The 14382-nt window shown below is 58.5% G+C and carries 19 protein-coding genes; 11 read left to right on the top strand and 8 right to left on the bottom strand.

Translation table 11 applies throughout. The annotated features are described in order from the left end of the window. The first annotated feature begins 98 nt into the window (after positions 1–98). From AAD018_RS05725 to aat, 7 genes are all read left to right on the top strand, one after another. Positions 99–848: an ABC transporter ATP-binding protein gene (locus AAD018_RS05725; protein ID WP_367313089.1), complete on the top strand. Its 750-nt coding sequence runs from the start codon at positions 99–101 to the stop codon at positions 846–848. Positions 849–935: 87 nt separating this feature from the next. Continuing rightward, entirely contained in the window at positions 936–2891 is a 1956-nt protein-coding gene (acs, locus tag AAD018_RS05720; RefSeq protein WP_367313090.1) for an acetate--CoA ligase, read from the top strand. 135 nt (positions 2892–3026) lie between these two features. Further along, complete coding sequence (locus tag AAD018_RS05715; protein ID WP_367313091.1) at positions 3027–3539, top strand: hypothetical protein; 513 nt, start codon at positions 3027–3029, stop codon at positions 3537–3539. A 64-nt stretch (positions 3540–3603) separates the two neighbouring features. Further along, entirely contained in the window at positions 3604–3927 is a 324-nt protein-coding gene (locus tag AAD018_RS05710; RefSeq protein ID WP_367313092.1) for a hypothetical protein, read from the top strand. Positions 3928–4036: 109 nt separating this feature from the next. Beyond that, positions 4037–4531 (top strand): acetyl-CoA carboxylase biotin carboxyl carrier protein, encoded by a 495-nt coding sequence (gene accB / locus AAD018_RS05705; protein WP_367314196.1) that lies wholly within the window; start codon positions 4037–4039, stop codon positions 4529–4531. After that, positions 4531–5877, top strand: coding sequence for an acetyl-CoA carboxylase biotin carboxylase subunit (gene accC / locus AAD018_RS05700; protein WP_367313093.1), 1347 nt, complete (start codon positions 4531–4533; stop codon positions 5875–5877). Before accB ends, accC begins: the two co-directional genes overlap by 1 nt. 4 nt (positions 5878–5881) lie before the next feature. Then, complete coding sequence (aat, locus tag AAD018_RS05695) at positions 5882–6526, top strand: leucyl/phenylalanyl-tRNA--protein transferase (RefSeq protein WP_367313094.1); 645 nt, start codon at positions 5882–5884, stop codon at positions 6524–6526. On the opposite strand, the gene AAD018_RS05690 is transcribed toward aat, so the two are convergent. The 5 genes from AAD018_RS05690 to AAD018_RS05670 all read right to left on the bottom strand — a co-directional run bounded on the left by AAD018_RS05690 (position 6490) and on the right by AAD018_RS05670 (position 9697). After that, positions 6490–6846 carry a DUF2155 domain-containing protein gene (locus tag AAD018_RS05690; protein ID WP_367313095.1) on the bottom strand — a complete coding sequence of 119 codons (357 nt, stop codon included), beginning with the start codon at positions 6844–6846 and terminating at the stop codon, positions 6490–6492. The genes aat and AAD018_RS05690 overlap by 37 nt on opposite strands. Beyond that, the gene (locus AAD018_RS05685; RefSeq protein ID WP_367313096.1) at positions 6843–7226 is read right to left on the bottom strand and encodes an NADH:ubiquinone oxidoreductase subunit NDUFA12; all 384 of its coding nucleotides are present in this window, start codon (positions 7224–7226) and stop codon (positions 6843–6845) included. The genes AAD018_RS05690 and AAD018_RS05685 overlap by 4 nt, the downstream gene beginning before the upstream one ends. A gap of 57 nt (positions 7227–7283) precedes the next feature. After that, complete coding sequence (locus tag AAD018_RS05680) at positions 7284–7667, bottom strand: RidA family protein (protein WP_367313097.1); 384 nt, start codon at positions 7665–7667, stop codon at positions 7284–7286. Position 7668: 1 nt separating this feature from the next. Then, positions 7669–8934, bottom strand: a complete 1266-nt coding sequence (clpX, locus tag AAD018_RS05675) for an ATP-dependent Clp protease ATP-binding subunit ClpX (RefSeq protein ID WP_367313098.1) — start codon at positions 8932–8934, stop codon at positions 7669–7671. Positions 8935–9064: 130 nt separating this feature from the next. Beyond that, positions 9065–9697 carry an ATP-dependent Clp protease proteolytic subunit gene (locus tag AAD018_RS05670; RefSeq protein WP_367313099.1) on the bottom strand — a complete coding sequence of 211 codons (633 nt, stop codon included), beginning with the start codon at positions 9695–9697 and terminating at the stop codon, positions 9065–9067. A 126-nt stretch (positions 9698–9823) separates the two neighbouring features. On the opposite strand from AAD018_RS05670, the gene AAD018_RS05665 reads away from it, so the two are divergent. From AAD018_RS05665 to AAD018_RS05655, 3 genes are read left to right on the top strand one after another with little or no spacing between them, the layout of a single operon-like run. Beyond that, positions 9824–10144 (top strand): ArsR/SmtB family transcription factor, encoded by a 321-nt coding sequence (locus tag AAD018_RS05665; RefSeq protein ID WP_367313100.1) that lies wholly within the window; start codon positions 9824–9826, stop codon positions 10142–10144. Continuing rightward, positions 10144–10557, top strand: coding sequence for an SRPBCC domain-containing protein (locus AAD018_RS05660; RefSeq protein ID WP_367313101.1), 414 nt, complete (start codon positions 10144–10146; stop codon positions 10555–10557). Before AAD018_RS05665 ends, AAD018_RS05660 begins: the two co-directional genes overlap by 1 nt. A 41-nt stretch (positions 10558–10598) precedes the next feature. Continuing rightward, complete coding sequence (locus AAD018_RS05655) at positions 10599–11816, top strand: FAD-binding domain-containing protein (protein ID WP_367313102.1); 1218 nt, start codon at positions 10599–10601, stop codon at positions 11814–11816. On the opposite strand, the gene AAD018_RS05650 is transcribed toward AAD018_RS05655, so the two are convergent. Further along, positions 11813–12370: an RNA polymerase sigma factor gene (locus AAD018_RS05650; RefSeq protein ID WP_367313103.1), complete on the bottom strand. Its 558-nt coding sequence runs from the start codon at positions 12368–12370 to the stop codon at positions 11813–11815. The genes AAD018_RS05655 and AAD018_RS05650 overlap by 4 nt on opposite strands. Beyond that, positions 12367–12525, bottom strand: coding sequence for a NepR family anti-sigma factor (locus tag AAD018_RS05645; RefSeq protein ID WP_367313104.1), 159 nt, complete (start codon positions 12523–12525; stop codon positions 12367–12369). Before AAD018_RS05645 ends, AAD018_RS05650 begins: the two co-directional genes overlap by 4 nt. Positions 12526–12628: 103 nt before the next feature. Between AAD018_RS05645 and AAD018_RS05640 the strand changes: the two genes are divergently transcribed. Continuing rightward, positions 12629–13441, top strand: coding sequence for a response regulator (locus tag AAD018_RS05640; RefSeq protein ID WP_367313105.1), 813 nt, complete (start codon positions 12629–12631; stop codon positions 13439–13441). Here the strand turns inward: AAD018_RS05640 and AAD018_RS05635 are convergent. Next, on the bottom strand, positions 13431–14264 hold the full coding sequence (locus AAD018_RS05635; protein WP_412005184.1) for a YihY/virulence factor BrkB family protein: 834 nt from the start codon (positions 14262–14264) through the stop codon (positions 13431–13433). The two genes, AAD018_RS05640 and AAD018_RS05635, sit on opposite strands and share 11 nt — an antisense overlap. Positions 14265–14382 lie beyond the last annotated feature (118 nt).

Below are 14382 nucleotides of genomic sequence, written 5' to 3'. Positions count from 1 at the left end.
GCCAAAACCTTCTAGAAGGTTTTGAAGCTCAATTTTCTTCTAGAAGAAAATTCAAAGTCAGATTTTTCTAGAAAAATCTGTCCCCTAGGGAGAAGCCGATGAACGTTCCGTTTAACAAGAACGCCAATAACGCAGCCACTCACCCGGCCTTTCTTTCGCTTTGGGAGGTCGAGGCCTATTACGGGGAGAGCTACATCGTTCAAAACATCTCCTTCAATATCCACGAAGGAGAGATCCTCGCCTTGCTCGGACGCAATGGTGCAGGGAAAACCTCGACCTTGCGGACCATTGCGCGTCTCGACAATCCCGAGTTGCGGCATGGCGAGATCTGGCTCGACCACCAGCCGCTCCACGAGATGAAATCGCATCAGGCCTCTGCGGCCGGAATCGCGCTTGTCCCGGAGGACAGGCGGATCATTCCAGGCCTGACCGTCGAGGAAAATCTGCAACTGGCGCAGATCGCACCGCCCAAAGGATGGTCTATTGATCGGGTCTACGATCTCTTTCCGCGTCTTGGCGAGCGGCGTAAACAGGAAGGCGTCACCCTGTCTGGAGGGGAGCAACAAATGCTCTCGATCGCGCGAGCGCTTTGCAAAGACATCAAGGTGCTCTTGCTCGACGAACCTTATGAGGGCCTCGCCCCCGTCATCGTTCAGGAAATTGCTAAAACCCTCAACATCATCCGCGACCAAGGCATCACGACCATCATCGTCGAGCAAAATGCCGTTGCCGCGCTCAAGCTCGCCGATCGCGCGGTCATCCTCGATACCGGCTCGATCGTTTACGACGGCTCGGCGCAAGAGGTTCTGGACGACGAGATGCTGCGCGCCGAGTATCTTGCTATCTAACACCCCCAGGCGGCCCCTTCCCCTTGGCACGAAGCCGCCCCATCGCCGACCGCAAGTCAGCGGTCAGACAAAACCGAGGAGATCGATATGCTCGATGAGAAAACGCCCACGTACCCGCCCTCCGATGCCTTCGCCTCCACCGCTCATATCGATGCGGCAACCTACGAAGAGATGTACGCTGCCAGTATCGAAGATCCGGAGGGGTTCTGGGGAGAGCACGGCAAACGGATCGACTGGATCAAGCCCTATAGCATCGTAAAGAATACGAATTTCGACTTCGGCAACGTCTCGATCAAATGGTACGAGGACGGCACGCTCAACGTCGCAGCCAACTGCATCGACCGTCATCTAGAAGCGCGCGGCGACCAGACTGCCATCATCTGGGAGCCTGACGATCCGACCGAGGATGCACTCCACATCAGCTATCGGGACCTTCATCGCGAAGTCTGCGAGATGGCCAATGTTCTAAAGGCACTGGGTGTCGGGAAAGGGGATCGCGTGGTTCTCTACCTGCCGATGATCCCCGAAGCCGCCTATGCCATGCTCGCCTGTGCCCGGATCGGCGCCATTCACTCCATCGTCTTTGCCGGGTTCTCCGCCGACGCGCTGGGCGCGCGGATCAACGGATGTGATGCAAAGGTCGTGATAACCGCTGACGGCGCGCCGCGTGGCGGGCGGGTGACCAATCTCAAGGACAACGTCAATCAAGCGCTTCTGAACGTCATCCATACCTGCCAAAGCCTCGTCGTTCGCCGCACCGGTCAGCAAGTTGCCTGGCGGTCAGAGACCGACCATTGGCTGCACGAGATGAAAGAGACGGTTTCGGACGACTGCCCCGCCGAAGAGATAGGCGCAGAAGATCCACTCTTCATTCTCTACACGTCCGGCTCGACCGGTCAGCCCAAAGGGGTGGTGCACACCTCGGGCGGATATCTAGTCTACGCCGCGATGACCCATCAGATGACGTTCGATTACCATGATGGAGACGTCTATTGGTGCACCGCCGATGTCGGCTGGGTCACCGGACACAGCTATATCGTTTACGGCCCGCTTGCGAATGGCGGAACCACGGTCATGTTCGAAGGGGTGCCCACCTATCCCGACGCATCGCGCTTCTGGCAGGTCTGCGAGAAGCATAAGGTCAACCAATTCTACACCGCGCCGACCGCCATTCGGGCTTTGATGGGCAAAGGCAAGGAGTTCGTCGAGAAATCCGATTTGTCGTCGCTTAAGACGCTCGGAACAGTGGGTGAGCCGATCAACCCAGAAGCATGGAATTGGTACAACGAAGTCGTGGGAAAAGGCACATGCCCTATCGTTGATACCTGGTGGCAAACCGAAACAGGAGGTCACCTCCTGACACCGCTCCCCGGGGCGACGGCAACAAAGCCGGGATCCGCGATGACGCCGTTCTTCGGCATCAAACCCGTCGTGCTCGAACCGGAAAGTGGAAAGATCATCGATGATGACCCCGCCGAGGGCGTCTTATGTATCGCTGATAGCTGGCCCGCCCAGATGCGGACGGTCTGGGAAGATCATCCTCGGTTCGAGGCGACCTACTTTCAGCAGTACAAGGGATACTACTTCACCGGTGACGGCTGCCGCAGGGACGAGGATGGCCATTACTGGATCACCGGCCGCGTCGATGACGTGATCAACGTCTCGGGCCACCGCATGGGGACAGCCGAAGTGGAAAGCGCTCTGGTGGCACATGAGGCCGTCTCGGAAGCGGCCGTCGTCGGGTATCCCCACGACGTGAAAGGCCAGGGGATCTACGCTTACGTCACGCTCATGTCCAACAAGGAGCCGACCGACGAGCTGCGCAAGGAGTTGGAAGTCTGGGTGCGAAGCGAGATCGGACCGATCGCGAAGCCCGACCTTATCCAATGGGCCCCCGGATTACCGAAAACCCGATCGGGCAAGATCATGAGGCGTATTCTGCGCAAGATTGCAGAGAACGATTACGGCAGCCTTGGGGATACATCGACATTAGCCGAGCCAGAAGTTGTCGATAACCTTATCGAAAATCGAATGAACCGCTAACGATGACCGGGCCGCCGTTGTTCGGCGGTCCGTTAACTTTGCCTTCAGAAGTTGGGCGCGACTTAAGTCTCTCTTAACGAAGATGAACATAATCCTTCGATCTACCGGGTGGTGGCACTGAACGAAGGATTATAAATGATAGTCGAAACTATTGGTTCGTCGTCTCTATTTCCGACGACGCAGGCACCGAAACAAACCGTTGCGGGATCGGAAAGCGGACAATCCGCGGACCCGAAAGAAGAGACAGGCACGAACACCGCCCCAATCGCCGATGGCGAGGAAAATGCGTCCAGTCCGCCGCGCGAGGCACCGCCTGCAGCAAACGCGCCGACAGAGGTGACGCCGGCAAAACCCCAAGCTGATCCGCTCCTCTCCGCAGGTGTAGCAGTAGAGACGGCAGCACCGCCCAAACAATCGGTATTGCTGACACTGGATCCGCCCTCGCCCGAGACTTCTGTTGATGAAGCCCGGGCCAGAGCGGCGGACGTCCAGAAAGATCTCCGGATCGAAGCTTTGATCGATCAGGTCACATCGATCACTGACCCGGCAGAGAACACCGCTGAGGCTACGCGTTTTGCGGAAGACGCATCTGTCATTCGGGAAATCGCCGGAGGGCGCACTGGTCCTGAAATCGATCTGACCAATTAGATCTAAAATCTTCACCGGATCTTCAAACCTTAGACGTATCGAAGATCCGGTGGGGACGCTATCGATGTCGGAGTGTGAGATGGACATCCTCCAGATTTCTACAGGCCTTCGCGGCGGTTATCAGATGGCAACCGCGTGGATCAAACCGCCCTCGCCTATGCAGGCGGCCCGTACCACCCAGCTTGATATGGCAGAGCTTTCGACAGTCCGCCCTCCGGACCCCGGACAGAAGGCGGCAATCGGACGAACCCTTCTTGAAAGCCGCATCAGCGACGCTTCGGATCTGCCGCACTTTCTCAGGCAGATCGAGGTCACGCTCAAACCCTATGGGATCAGCATGCTGCCCCCTGATCCGGACGCACGCCCGGCGGATTCGCGAGCAATCTGATCGACCCTAGATCCGGCGATAGGATCCTTCCCTCTTGAAAGATGGCCCCTTTTGAGCGACCCACTTACGGCGAAAGCCTGTGAGAACGGCGCAACCGGTCGAGGACAAGATGGCGAAGAACACTCAGCACGACAGCGATGTCAGCTTCATCCGAGCATTGGCAGAGCTTCTGCGGGAGAATGATCTCACCGAACTGCGGGTAAAACGGGACTATTCCGAAAATGATTCGCTCGATGTTCGGGTCAGCCGGGGCTCCATCGCAATCGCACCTGCTCCCGTAGCATCCGCAGCCGCCGCCCCGGCGGCCCCCGTCGCCGCTCCGACACCAGCTTCTGCATCCGCGACCGAGGCGGAGGACCCAGCCGCGCATCCCGGGGCCATCACCTCTCCGATGGTTGGCACGATCTATCTACAGGCCGAGCCGGGCAACCCGCCCTTCGTCACAACAGGCCAGAAGGTCAGCGAGGGCGATACCCTTCTGATCGTGGAAGCGATGAAGACTATGAACCAGATCCCCGCCCCCAAATCAGGCACGGTCAAACGTATCCTCGTCGAAGACGGCGCCCCGGTTGAGTTCGGCGCTCCATTGATGATCATCGAGTAATGTTCGACAAGATCCTCATCGCCAATCGCGGCGAAATCGCCCTCCGTGTCGTCCGCGCCGCGCGCGAGATGGGCATCCGGACCGTCGCTGTTCATTCGACCGCGGATGCAGATGCCATGCATGTCCGAATGGCCGATGAGTCGGTCTGCATCGGCCCGCCTCCCAGCCCGCAAAGCTACCTGTCGATCCCCGCCATCATCTCCGCCTGCGAGATCACGGGCGCCCAGGCCATCCATCCCGGCTATGGTTTCCTAAGCGAGAACGCTAATTTTGTGCAGATCGTCGAAGATCATGACCTGACCTTCATCGGCCCGACCGCCGAACATATCCGCGTGATGGGCGACAAGATCACCGCGATTGAGACGATGAAGGCTCTAGGCGTGCCCTGCGTGCCAGGCTCGGATGGCGGTGTCCCCACACTCGAAGACGCCCGCCGTATCGCGTCCGAGATTGGCTACCCGGTCATCATCAAGGCCACTGCAGGCGGTGGCGGGCGCGGGATGAAGGTCGCCGAATCCGCAAGTCAGCTCGACACGGCCTTCGGTGCCGCCCGATCCGAGGCCAAGGCGGCCTTCGGCAACGACGAAGTCTATATCGAGAAATATCTCACCACACCGCGCCATATCGAGATCCAGGTCTTCGGCGATGGCAAGGGTAACGCCGTTCATCTCGGCGAGCGGGATTGCTCCCTGCAACGGCGCCACCAAAAGGTCTTCGAAGAGGCGCCCGGCCCCGCAATCGATGCCAAGACCCGCGCCGATATCGGCAAGACATGCGCCGAGGCCGTCGCTCGCATCAACTATATCGGCGCCGGAACCATCGAATTTCTCTATGAGAACGGCGAGTTCTACTTCATCGAAATGAATACCCGCCTTCAGGTCGAGCATCCTGTGACCGAAGCGATCTTCCGGCAGGACCTGGTCCGAGAACAGATTCGCGTGGCGGCGGGACTGCCGATGTCGTTTACTCAGGACGACCTCAAGATCGACGGGCACGCGATCGAAGTGCGCATCAACGCCGAGAAACTCCCGAATTTTGCTCCATCTCCCGGCAAGATCTCACAGTATCATGCACCAGGTGGGCTTGGTGTGCGGATGGACAGCGCGCTTTATGACGGCTATTCGATCCCACCCTACTACGACAGCCTGATCGGCAAGCTTATCGTCCACGGTAGGGACCGCCCTGAAGCGCTGGCTCGGCTTGAACGCGCCCTGGGCGAGCTGATCGTAGATGGCGTTGAAACCACTATTCCGCTCTTCAATGATCTGCTGGCCGAGAAGGATATCCTGACCGGAGCCTATAACATCCACTGGCTTGAAGAATGGCTCGAAAACAACCTCGGCTAGGCCGGTGACATCACGATCCGGTCTTAGCCCGGAGCGTCTTTTGCAAGGATACGCGTCGGGCATCTTTCCGATGTCCGAAGGGCGCGACACGGATGAGATCTTTTGGGTCGACCCGCGCCAGCGCGGCATTTTCCCGCTCGACCGGTTCCACATCTCGCGATCCCTGCGAAAGACGCTCCTCAAAGAGCCGTTTCGTCTCACGCTTGATCAGGCATTCATGCAGGTCGTCGAAGGCTGCGCTGATCGTGCGGATACCTGGATCAACAGGACCATCTTCAATCTTTACGGCGAGCTTCACGCGCTGGGCTTTGCCCATTCGATCGAGGTCTGGGACAACGACGATCTCGTCGGTGGGGTGTACGGCGTCACGCTAAAAGCAGCGTTTTTCGGCGAAAGCATGTTCTCTCGAAGAACCGATGCGTCCAAGATCGCTCTCGCATATCTCGTGGCCAGTCTCAGATCAGACGGGTTCAAGCTATTTGACACGCAGTTCCTGACAGATCACCTCGCCAGCCTCGGCGCGATCGAAGTGCCACGTCATGTGTACCAACAGCGTCTTGCGGATGCACTGGAGGGCTCTGCCAAATTCGGCGCAACGCCGCTGCTGCCTTCTCAGGAGGTTGTGCAGCTCAGCACCCAGACGTCATAGCGTGGGTGGTTCATCGCATGAAGCGCGGGGGCCGATCCGATCAACCAACCCCGGAAGGCGGGATCCTCAAGGCCCGTGACAAAAACCGTCACGAAGGCAAAAGCGTCTCCGGACGGATTGCCAGCGGGATAGCGGCACTCCTCCAAAGCAATCTCGACCCGGCCCTCTCCGCCGATCTGGCCGATAGCGACATCGACATCCTCGAGATCTCCTGTCGTTTTGTCGAGAATTCTCAATACACCGCCGGACGCCGAGACGACCTCGTCTTGCGAGGCAGCCGGACCAGCCAAAAGCGCCAAGGCCAAAGCAAGATATCTCATTCCGGCGTCCACGCTTCGTAATCTGTCGTCGGAGCCGGATCGCGACGGCGGATTGATCCCGGCGGCGCATAGGCAGCAGGAGTTCCCGTGAGGTTCGGGATATGAGGCTTTTCCCACTCTTTTCGCGGCAGCGGAGCCTCGGTCGGCGGCTCGTCCCATGTGTGGTGCAGCCAGCCATGCCAGTCCGGGCTTACCTTGCTGGCTTCCGCTTCATCATTGTAGATGACCCAGCGACGTTTGCCGCCATCAGTCTGATAATAGATATTGCCGATTTCATCCCGGCCGACCTCTTCGCCCTTCCGCCAGGTGAAAAGCTGGGTGCCCAAAGTCTGGCTGTTCCACCATGTCAATACACGGAGCAAACCTGTTTTCAGTCCCATCGAGATGTCCTTTTCGCTCGATCTGTCTATGACCCATCGCTCTTTCGGCGTCCAGTCTCAGCGCTGTGGCACGCGGGCGGTGACCTCGATCTCAATCCGGTATTTAGGGTCGATCAATCCGCATTCGATCATCGTCGCGGCGGGCGGCGCATCGCCAAACGTGGCTGAAAGAACCGGCCAACAGGCTTCGAACTCCGATCGGTCAGGCAGCATGTATGTCACCCGGACAACGTCCGAGAAACCGCTACCAGCTGCCAACAGGGCTTCCTCGATGATATCCAAGGCCTGCCTGCACTGAACGGCTATGTCAGAAGACACCTCGCCGGTCTGCCGGTCGACACCAACCGTCCCGGACACAAAGATCCATCCATCCGCGACGACAGCCCGGCAATAGCCTATCTTCTCTTCGTAAGTTCCGCCGCTTGGGATGCGCCGGATCACCTTATCCGGCAGAGGCCGACTCTTTCTCGCCCTCGGCGTAAATCATGAGAGGGGCCGCATCCGAATTCACCGCATCGTCATTGACGACAACCTCAGTCACGGCGTCCATGCCGGGCAGGTCAAACATCGTGTTAAGCAGGATGTCTTCAAGGATAGACCGTAATCCCCGCGCGCCGGTCTTGCGTTCGATGGCACGCTTGGCGATGGCCGCCAAAGCATCCTCGGTGAAGGTGAGTTTCGTGCTCTCCAATTCGAACAGGCGCTGGTACTGTTTAACCAAGGCGTTCTTCGGCTGGGTCAGGATCGTAATCAGCGCATCTTCATCGAGATCCTGAAGCGTCGCGATGACCGGCAAGCGGCCAACGAATTCCGGGATCAGACCGAACTTCAGCAGATCTTCCGGTTCCAGATCCATAAAGACCTCGCCGACACCGCGCTGGTCATTGTCGCGAACATCGGCCCCAAAGCCCATCGCAGACCCCTTGCCGCGCTGCGCAATGATCTTGTCGAGACCCGCAAAAGCCCCGCCACAGATGAAGAGAATATTCGTCGTATCGACCTGCAGAAATTCCTGTTGCGGATGCTTGCGACCGCCTTGCGGAGGAACGGAGGCCACGGTGCCTTCCATGATCTTCAGAAGCGCCTGCTGCACGCCCTCGCCCGACACATCGCGGGTGATCGAGGGGTTGTCGGACTTGCGCGTGATCTTGTCGACCTCGTCGATATAGACGATGCCTCGCTGCGCCCGTTCCACGTTGTATTCCGAGGCCTGAAGCAGCTTGAGGATGATGTTCTCAACATCCTCGCCGACATAGCCCGCTTCGGTCAGCGTCGTCGCATCGGCCATCGTGAACGGCACATCGAGGATCCGCGCCAGCGTCTGCGCCAGCAGCGTCTTGCCGCAGCCCGTCGGGCCAATCAGCATGATATTCGACTTCGCCAACTCGATATCGGTCGACTTGGACGAATGGTTCAGACGTTTGTAATGATTGTGCACTGCAACCGAGAGCACTCGCTTGGCATGGGCCTGTCCGATCACGTAATCGTCGAGGACCTCGCAAATCTCTTTCGGCGTCGGAACACCGTCAGCCGCCTTAAGCCCCGCGCTCTTGGTCTCCTCGCGGATGATGTCCATGCACAGTTCGACGCATTCATCGCAGATGAACACGGTCGGCCCGGCAATCAGCTTGCGAACCTCGTGCTGACTCTTCCCGCAAAAGCTGCAGTAAAGTGTGTTCTTGCTGTCGCTTCCGGAAGTGTTTGCCATGGGCGATCCTCGGTGACGCTACCAGCCGCCAACTATAACGGCTTTGTCGTTTTACCAGACTAAGGCAGCCCCCAACGGGCCACAACGGCAAAATGCCCGGATCACTGTCACGTAATCCGGGCGTTTCGTCTCACTCTTCGGTCTCGTCGTCGTCCTTGGCGCGGTTCTCGACGATCTCATCGATCAGGCCCCACTCCTTGGCTTCTTCAGGCGACATGAAGTTATCCCGCTCGAGCGCGGATTCGACCTCTTCAAGCGTCCGGCCGGTATGCTTGACATAGATCTCGTTCAACCGCGTCTTCAGCTTCTGCGTTTCCTGCGCATGGATCATGATATCAGTAGCTTGGCCCTGATATCCGCCCGAGGGCTGGTGCACCATAATCCGCGAATTGGGCAGTGAGAACCGCATCCCGGCCTCGCCTGCGGTGAGCAAAAGCGACCCCATCGACGCCGCTTGCCCGACGACCAGTGTCGAGACCTTCGGCTTGATGTACTGCATCGTGTCGTAGATCGAGAGGCCCGATGTCACGACGCCGCCGGGCGAATTGATATACATCGAGATCTCCTTGGACGGATTTTCCGCCTCAAGGTGTAGCAATTGCGCCACGATCAACTGGCTCATCCCGTCATGGACGGGACCGTTCACGAAGATGATCCGCTCCTTGAGGAGTCGCGAGAAGATGTCATAGGCGCGCTCGCCCCGGGCGGTCTGTTCGACGACCATTGGGACAAGGTTCATGTAGGTCTGGGCGGGATCTTGCATCGGGTGCCTGCTGATTTGGGGGAAAAGGATCCGGTCTGGGTTCGAAAGAGACTAGTTGTGCTCCTTGCGGCCTTCAAGGGCGGCCATGGACTTGACGTTTCAGTTCGTATTCGCTTACGGTAAGTCATGACTTACGAAGTTGCAATAGTCGCTCTCGCCGATCCCTCCCGCCGGGCCATCGTCGATATTCTGCGTCACGGCCCAGCCCCGGTGAGCGAACTTGCCAAAGCCCTTCCGATTAGCAGGCCCGCGGTTTCCCAGCATCTGCGCGTCCTCAGCGATGCCGGTCTTCTGACCGTGGCTCAGCATGGGACACGCCGGTACTACGCGATATCTCCCGAGGGCCTCGAAGATCTAAGGCGCTATCTCGACCATCTCTGGGACGATGCCTTGTCCGCATTCCGAGATGACGCTGTGAAACACTCCGAAAAGAAGGCTAACAAATAATGAAGACGTCAAAGCCGATTGAAAAAACAATCACCGTCCCGCTCAAGCAGGAAGAGGCGTACGACTTTTTCACCAACAATCTGGACAAGTGGTGGCCCTCACTGGACGAAACGGTCGATATCGATCCGAAGTTCGGAGGCATAATTCAAAGAAACGGTCCCGATGAAGGTCCGGAAATCCTGGGGCGCATCACGCATATCGACCCCGGAAAGAGTCTGACTTTCACGTGGCAGAAGGGAGATGCAGTCGTCGAGCTGCTTCTCACATTCACACAAACCGAAGACGGAACCCGGGTCGATCTCATAGAGCTTCCTCTCGCATTCGTTGACGCTGTGGCAGCGTGCAGATGGATCCCTTCCCCAGACGAAATCCTGCTCGCCTTCAGGTCCTGCGCCGTGCCTGTCATGGCTTGACCGCTTGAAGCGCCTTCCAGCTGCGCCATGTCAGCCGGACAATGACCTCAAGCTCTATCTGGCCCGGACCCGCCACACGCGATAATGCCCTGCGGCAGCTTTCAGAGTTTCTGCCGCAGGCGGGCTCGGACTATGCGGCCTTGCGAGGCTATGACCTCAAAGATCACCCTCACGTCTCCCGCCTGTCACCTTTCCTGCGACATCGTATCCTGACTGAAGACGAAGTCCTGCGAACTGTCCTTAGGAGCTACGACCGCGATACCGCGCAGAAATTTGTGGATGAGGTTCTCTGGCGAACCTATTGGAAAGGCTGGCTCGAGATGCGTCCGGGGGTCTGGCGCGATTACCGCCTCGGCGTTCAGGCCGCGTTGAACCGGATCCAAACGGAAAGCGGGCTGCGCTCCGAATGGGAGGCTGCGTGTTCTGGCCGAACAGAGATCGAGTGTTTCAATATCTGGGCCCGACAACTCACCCACGACGGGTATTTGCACAATCACGCTCGAATGTGGTTCGCCTCCATCTGGATCTTCACTCTGCGCCTCCCGTGGGAGCTGGGTGCCGATTTCTTCCTGCGGCATCTTTATGATGGCGATCCGGCCTCCAACACCCTTAGCTGGCGATGGGTCGCGGGCCTTCAGACCCGGGGCAAGGCCTATATCGCAGAAGCTTGGAATATCGAGAAATTCACGAAAGGTCGCGTCCCTCGCCCCGAGGACCTCGCCGCCAATCCCGCCCCTCTCGACGGCCCGCCATCTCCGGACCCATCGAGCCTCGATCTCGCGCTTGAATGGGACATGCATTGTCCCACCGGGCTTCTAATCACCGAGGAAGATCTCAGTCCATCTGACATCTTCCCCGAAACAGACAGGTTGCAGGCAATCGCGCACTATCACGCCACGCAAGACAGATCGCCGCTCGCTGTCTCTCCACATGTCGTCTCATTCGTATCGGACGCTATCGAGGCCTGTTGCGCCTCCCTACCAGGTCAGGCGACACATTGCCCAACGCCGGACGAGGTCGTGACCTGGGCGATCGCGCACGATCTCAAGCAAATCGTCACTGCCTATCCGCCTGTCGGCCCGACCGCCGACGCTCTCGCCGCCCTTGAACCCCGGCTCGAGGACGCCGGTATTGCCCTTGCACGCATCGCACGCCCCTACGACGCCGACGCATGGCCACGGGCAAGGGCAGGCTATTTCAAATTCAGGAAGACATCCGGTTCATTTCTCGAAAGGCTGGCGCAGGACGCGGCAGCCTAGATCGAGCTGTTATTGTTGCCCGTCAGCACGGCCATCGTTGCATTGTCGGTCATCTCGAGCGCGTCACCTTCCTCGAGCTCCAACAACTCGGTTAGACGCGCGCGCCCGCGATTGGCCCGGCTCTTGATCGTACCGATCGCCACACCGCACATGCCCGCCGCCTCCTCATAGGAGAACCCGGAGGCTCCCACGAGGATCAGCGCCTCACGCTGCTCGTCGGCGAGTTGCTCGAACGCGCGACGAAAATCCTTCATCTGCAATCGCCCGTCATGGGCAGGCTTCTCGGCCAGTCCGGCCGCGAAAATGCCGTCCACATCCGCGACCTCGCGCTTGGCCTTGCGCCGCCCGGTATAGAACGTGTTGCGCAAAATCGTGAAAAGCCAGGCCCGCAGATTCGTTCCCGGCTTGAACCGTTCGAAATTGCTCCACGCCTTGACCACGGTGTCCTGCACCAGATCGTCGGCAGCCGCCCCATTGCGCGCCAAGCTCAGCGCAAAGGCACGCAAGGCAGGAAGGTGTTCGATCAGCTCTTCCTTGGGATCACGAAAGCTCATGTATCGTCCTGCGTCTTGTCGACCGCGCCCGGACCTTCGGTCTTGAGACGTTCCAACAACAGCTTGAACCGGTCCGGAAGCTCTTCATCGAGCGCCTCCTGATAGACCCGTTTAAGGTTTTCTTCGATTTCATCCGTTTTTTTCGGTTCAGCCATGTATGTCTTCTGTTTTCGCCTACTTACAATTCGACTAGCTGTCTGAAAGCTTTATCGTGAGCTAGAGCCACAAGACCAGTGCATAAATAATATTAGGCTGTCCATGACCCAATCCGAAACCTTCGCAACACATATCGAGCGTCATATCCCCTTTCTGCGGCGATATGCCCGCGCTCTGTGTGGAAGCCAGAATGCTGGGGACGCGATCGCCGTCGAAGCGCTTGAGAAGGCAATCGAACAGTCCGGCAACCTGACTGAGTCGCCGGATATCAAGATCGCTCTCTTCCGGGCCTTCCACGAAATCTGGAGCGCGAAGTCTGTCGATGCGGAAAACGGCGATGAGGAGGATCACCTTCACGTCAGGGCGCAAAAGAATATGGCGCAGCTCACCGGCAACAGTCGCGAGGCCCTGCTTCTACACGCGATCGAGGAGTTCTCGTATAACGAGATCGCCCAAATTCTGGACGTGGATCGCGACCGAACGATGGAGCTGGTCGAAACCGCTCGTCAGGAAATGAAGGACGTTGTCGCTGGCCGGATCCTCATCATCGAGGATGAAGCGATTATCGCGATGGACCTGCAAAGCATCGTGACCGAGATGGGACACAGCCTGACCGGCATCGGCCGTACACGCGATCATGCGGTCAAGCTTGCAAAGGCAGAGACCCCTGCCCTTGTCATGGCCGATATCCAACTGGCCGATAACTCATCCGGGATCGATGCGGTTGGCGACATCCTCCAGATCGTCGGCGACGTTCCGGTCATCTTCATCACCGCGTTCCCGGAACGCCTGCTCACAGGGAAGAAGCCGGAGCCGGCCTTCCTGATCGCCAAACCCTATACCGAAGAGCAGGTACGCTCGGCGGTCAGTCAGGCGATGTTTTTCTCCTCCACAGAGACCTTGATCAAGCAGTAACAGGATCTGCCGCAGCGCTGTCGATTGCGTCACGGCGGATCCGCTCGGCCCGCGCATCCTCGAGAGCCACGTTCAAAGCGGCCCCGAGCAGGATCAAGAACGCGCTGATATAGGTCCACATCAGCATGGCGATGACCGCTCCGATTGATCCGTAGATCTCGTTATAGCGTCCGAAATTGGCAAGATAGAGAGAGAAAGCCGCCGAGGCCCCAGCCCAGGCGACAACGGCGACGAACGCGCCGGGTGTGATCCACGCCATCCGGGCGCCGCGACGGTTCGGCCCGAACCGGTAAAGCAAACTCAAAGCGACCAAAAGAACGAGGATCGCAACGAGCCAGCGCACAAGCTCAGCGACCAGCCCTGCAATCGGACCAAGCGGCAAAAACGCCAGAACGATCGGAGCCACGACAATCGCCAGAAGCGCGATGATCGCCATGCCGACCAGAGTAATCGTCAGCGTAAACGCTATGATGAAGTGCCGCACGCCGCCGCGGTTGGGCTGCCGGTTGATCGCGTTGAGGCCCCGCATCAAGGCCGCAACACCGGCCCGCGACGTGAACAATGCCGCTCCAATCGAAATCAGCGTGGCCAAACCCAGCTCTTCTGTGCGTGCGCCCGTCAAGCTCGCGATCTGCTGATCGATCAGCGCAAAAACGTCCCCGGGGATGATGTTGCGCATCAGATCGAGCTGCGCATCGACGACGACCGGATCCGCGACCAAACCAAAAAGGGCGATGATCGCGGCCAAACCAGGAAAGATGGCCAGCATACCAAAGAACGCGACCCCCGCCGAGATAAGCCCGAGATTCTTCTCATCCATCATCCGAAAGACGGCTTGAATGGCCTTGATCCAAGTCCGAACACGGTATCCGAAAAAACGATACATATACTTACACTAGTGCGTCAGCGATCGTCCGCAAACGGCAAGTCTATATCTGAAA

This window comes from Aestuariibius insulae (assembly GCF_040783535.2).
Taxonomy (GTDB): domain Bacteria; phylum Pseudomonadota; class Alphaproteobacteria; order Rhodobacterales; family Rhodobacteraceae; genus Aestuariibius; species Aestuariibius insulae.
The sequence above is the reverse complement of the archived record's forward strand: the minus strand, read 5'-3'. Positions and strand labels throughout refer to the sequence as shown.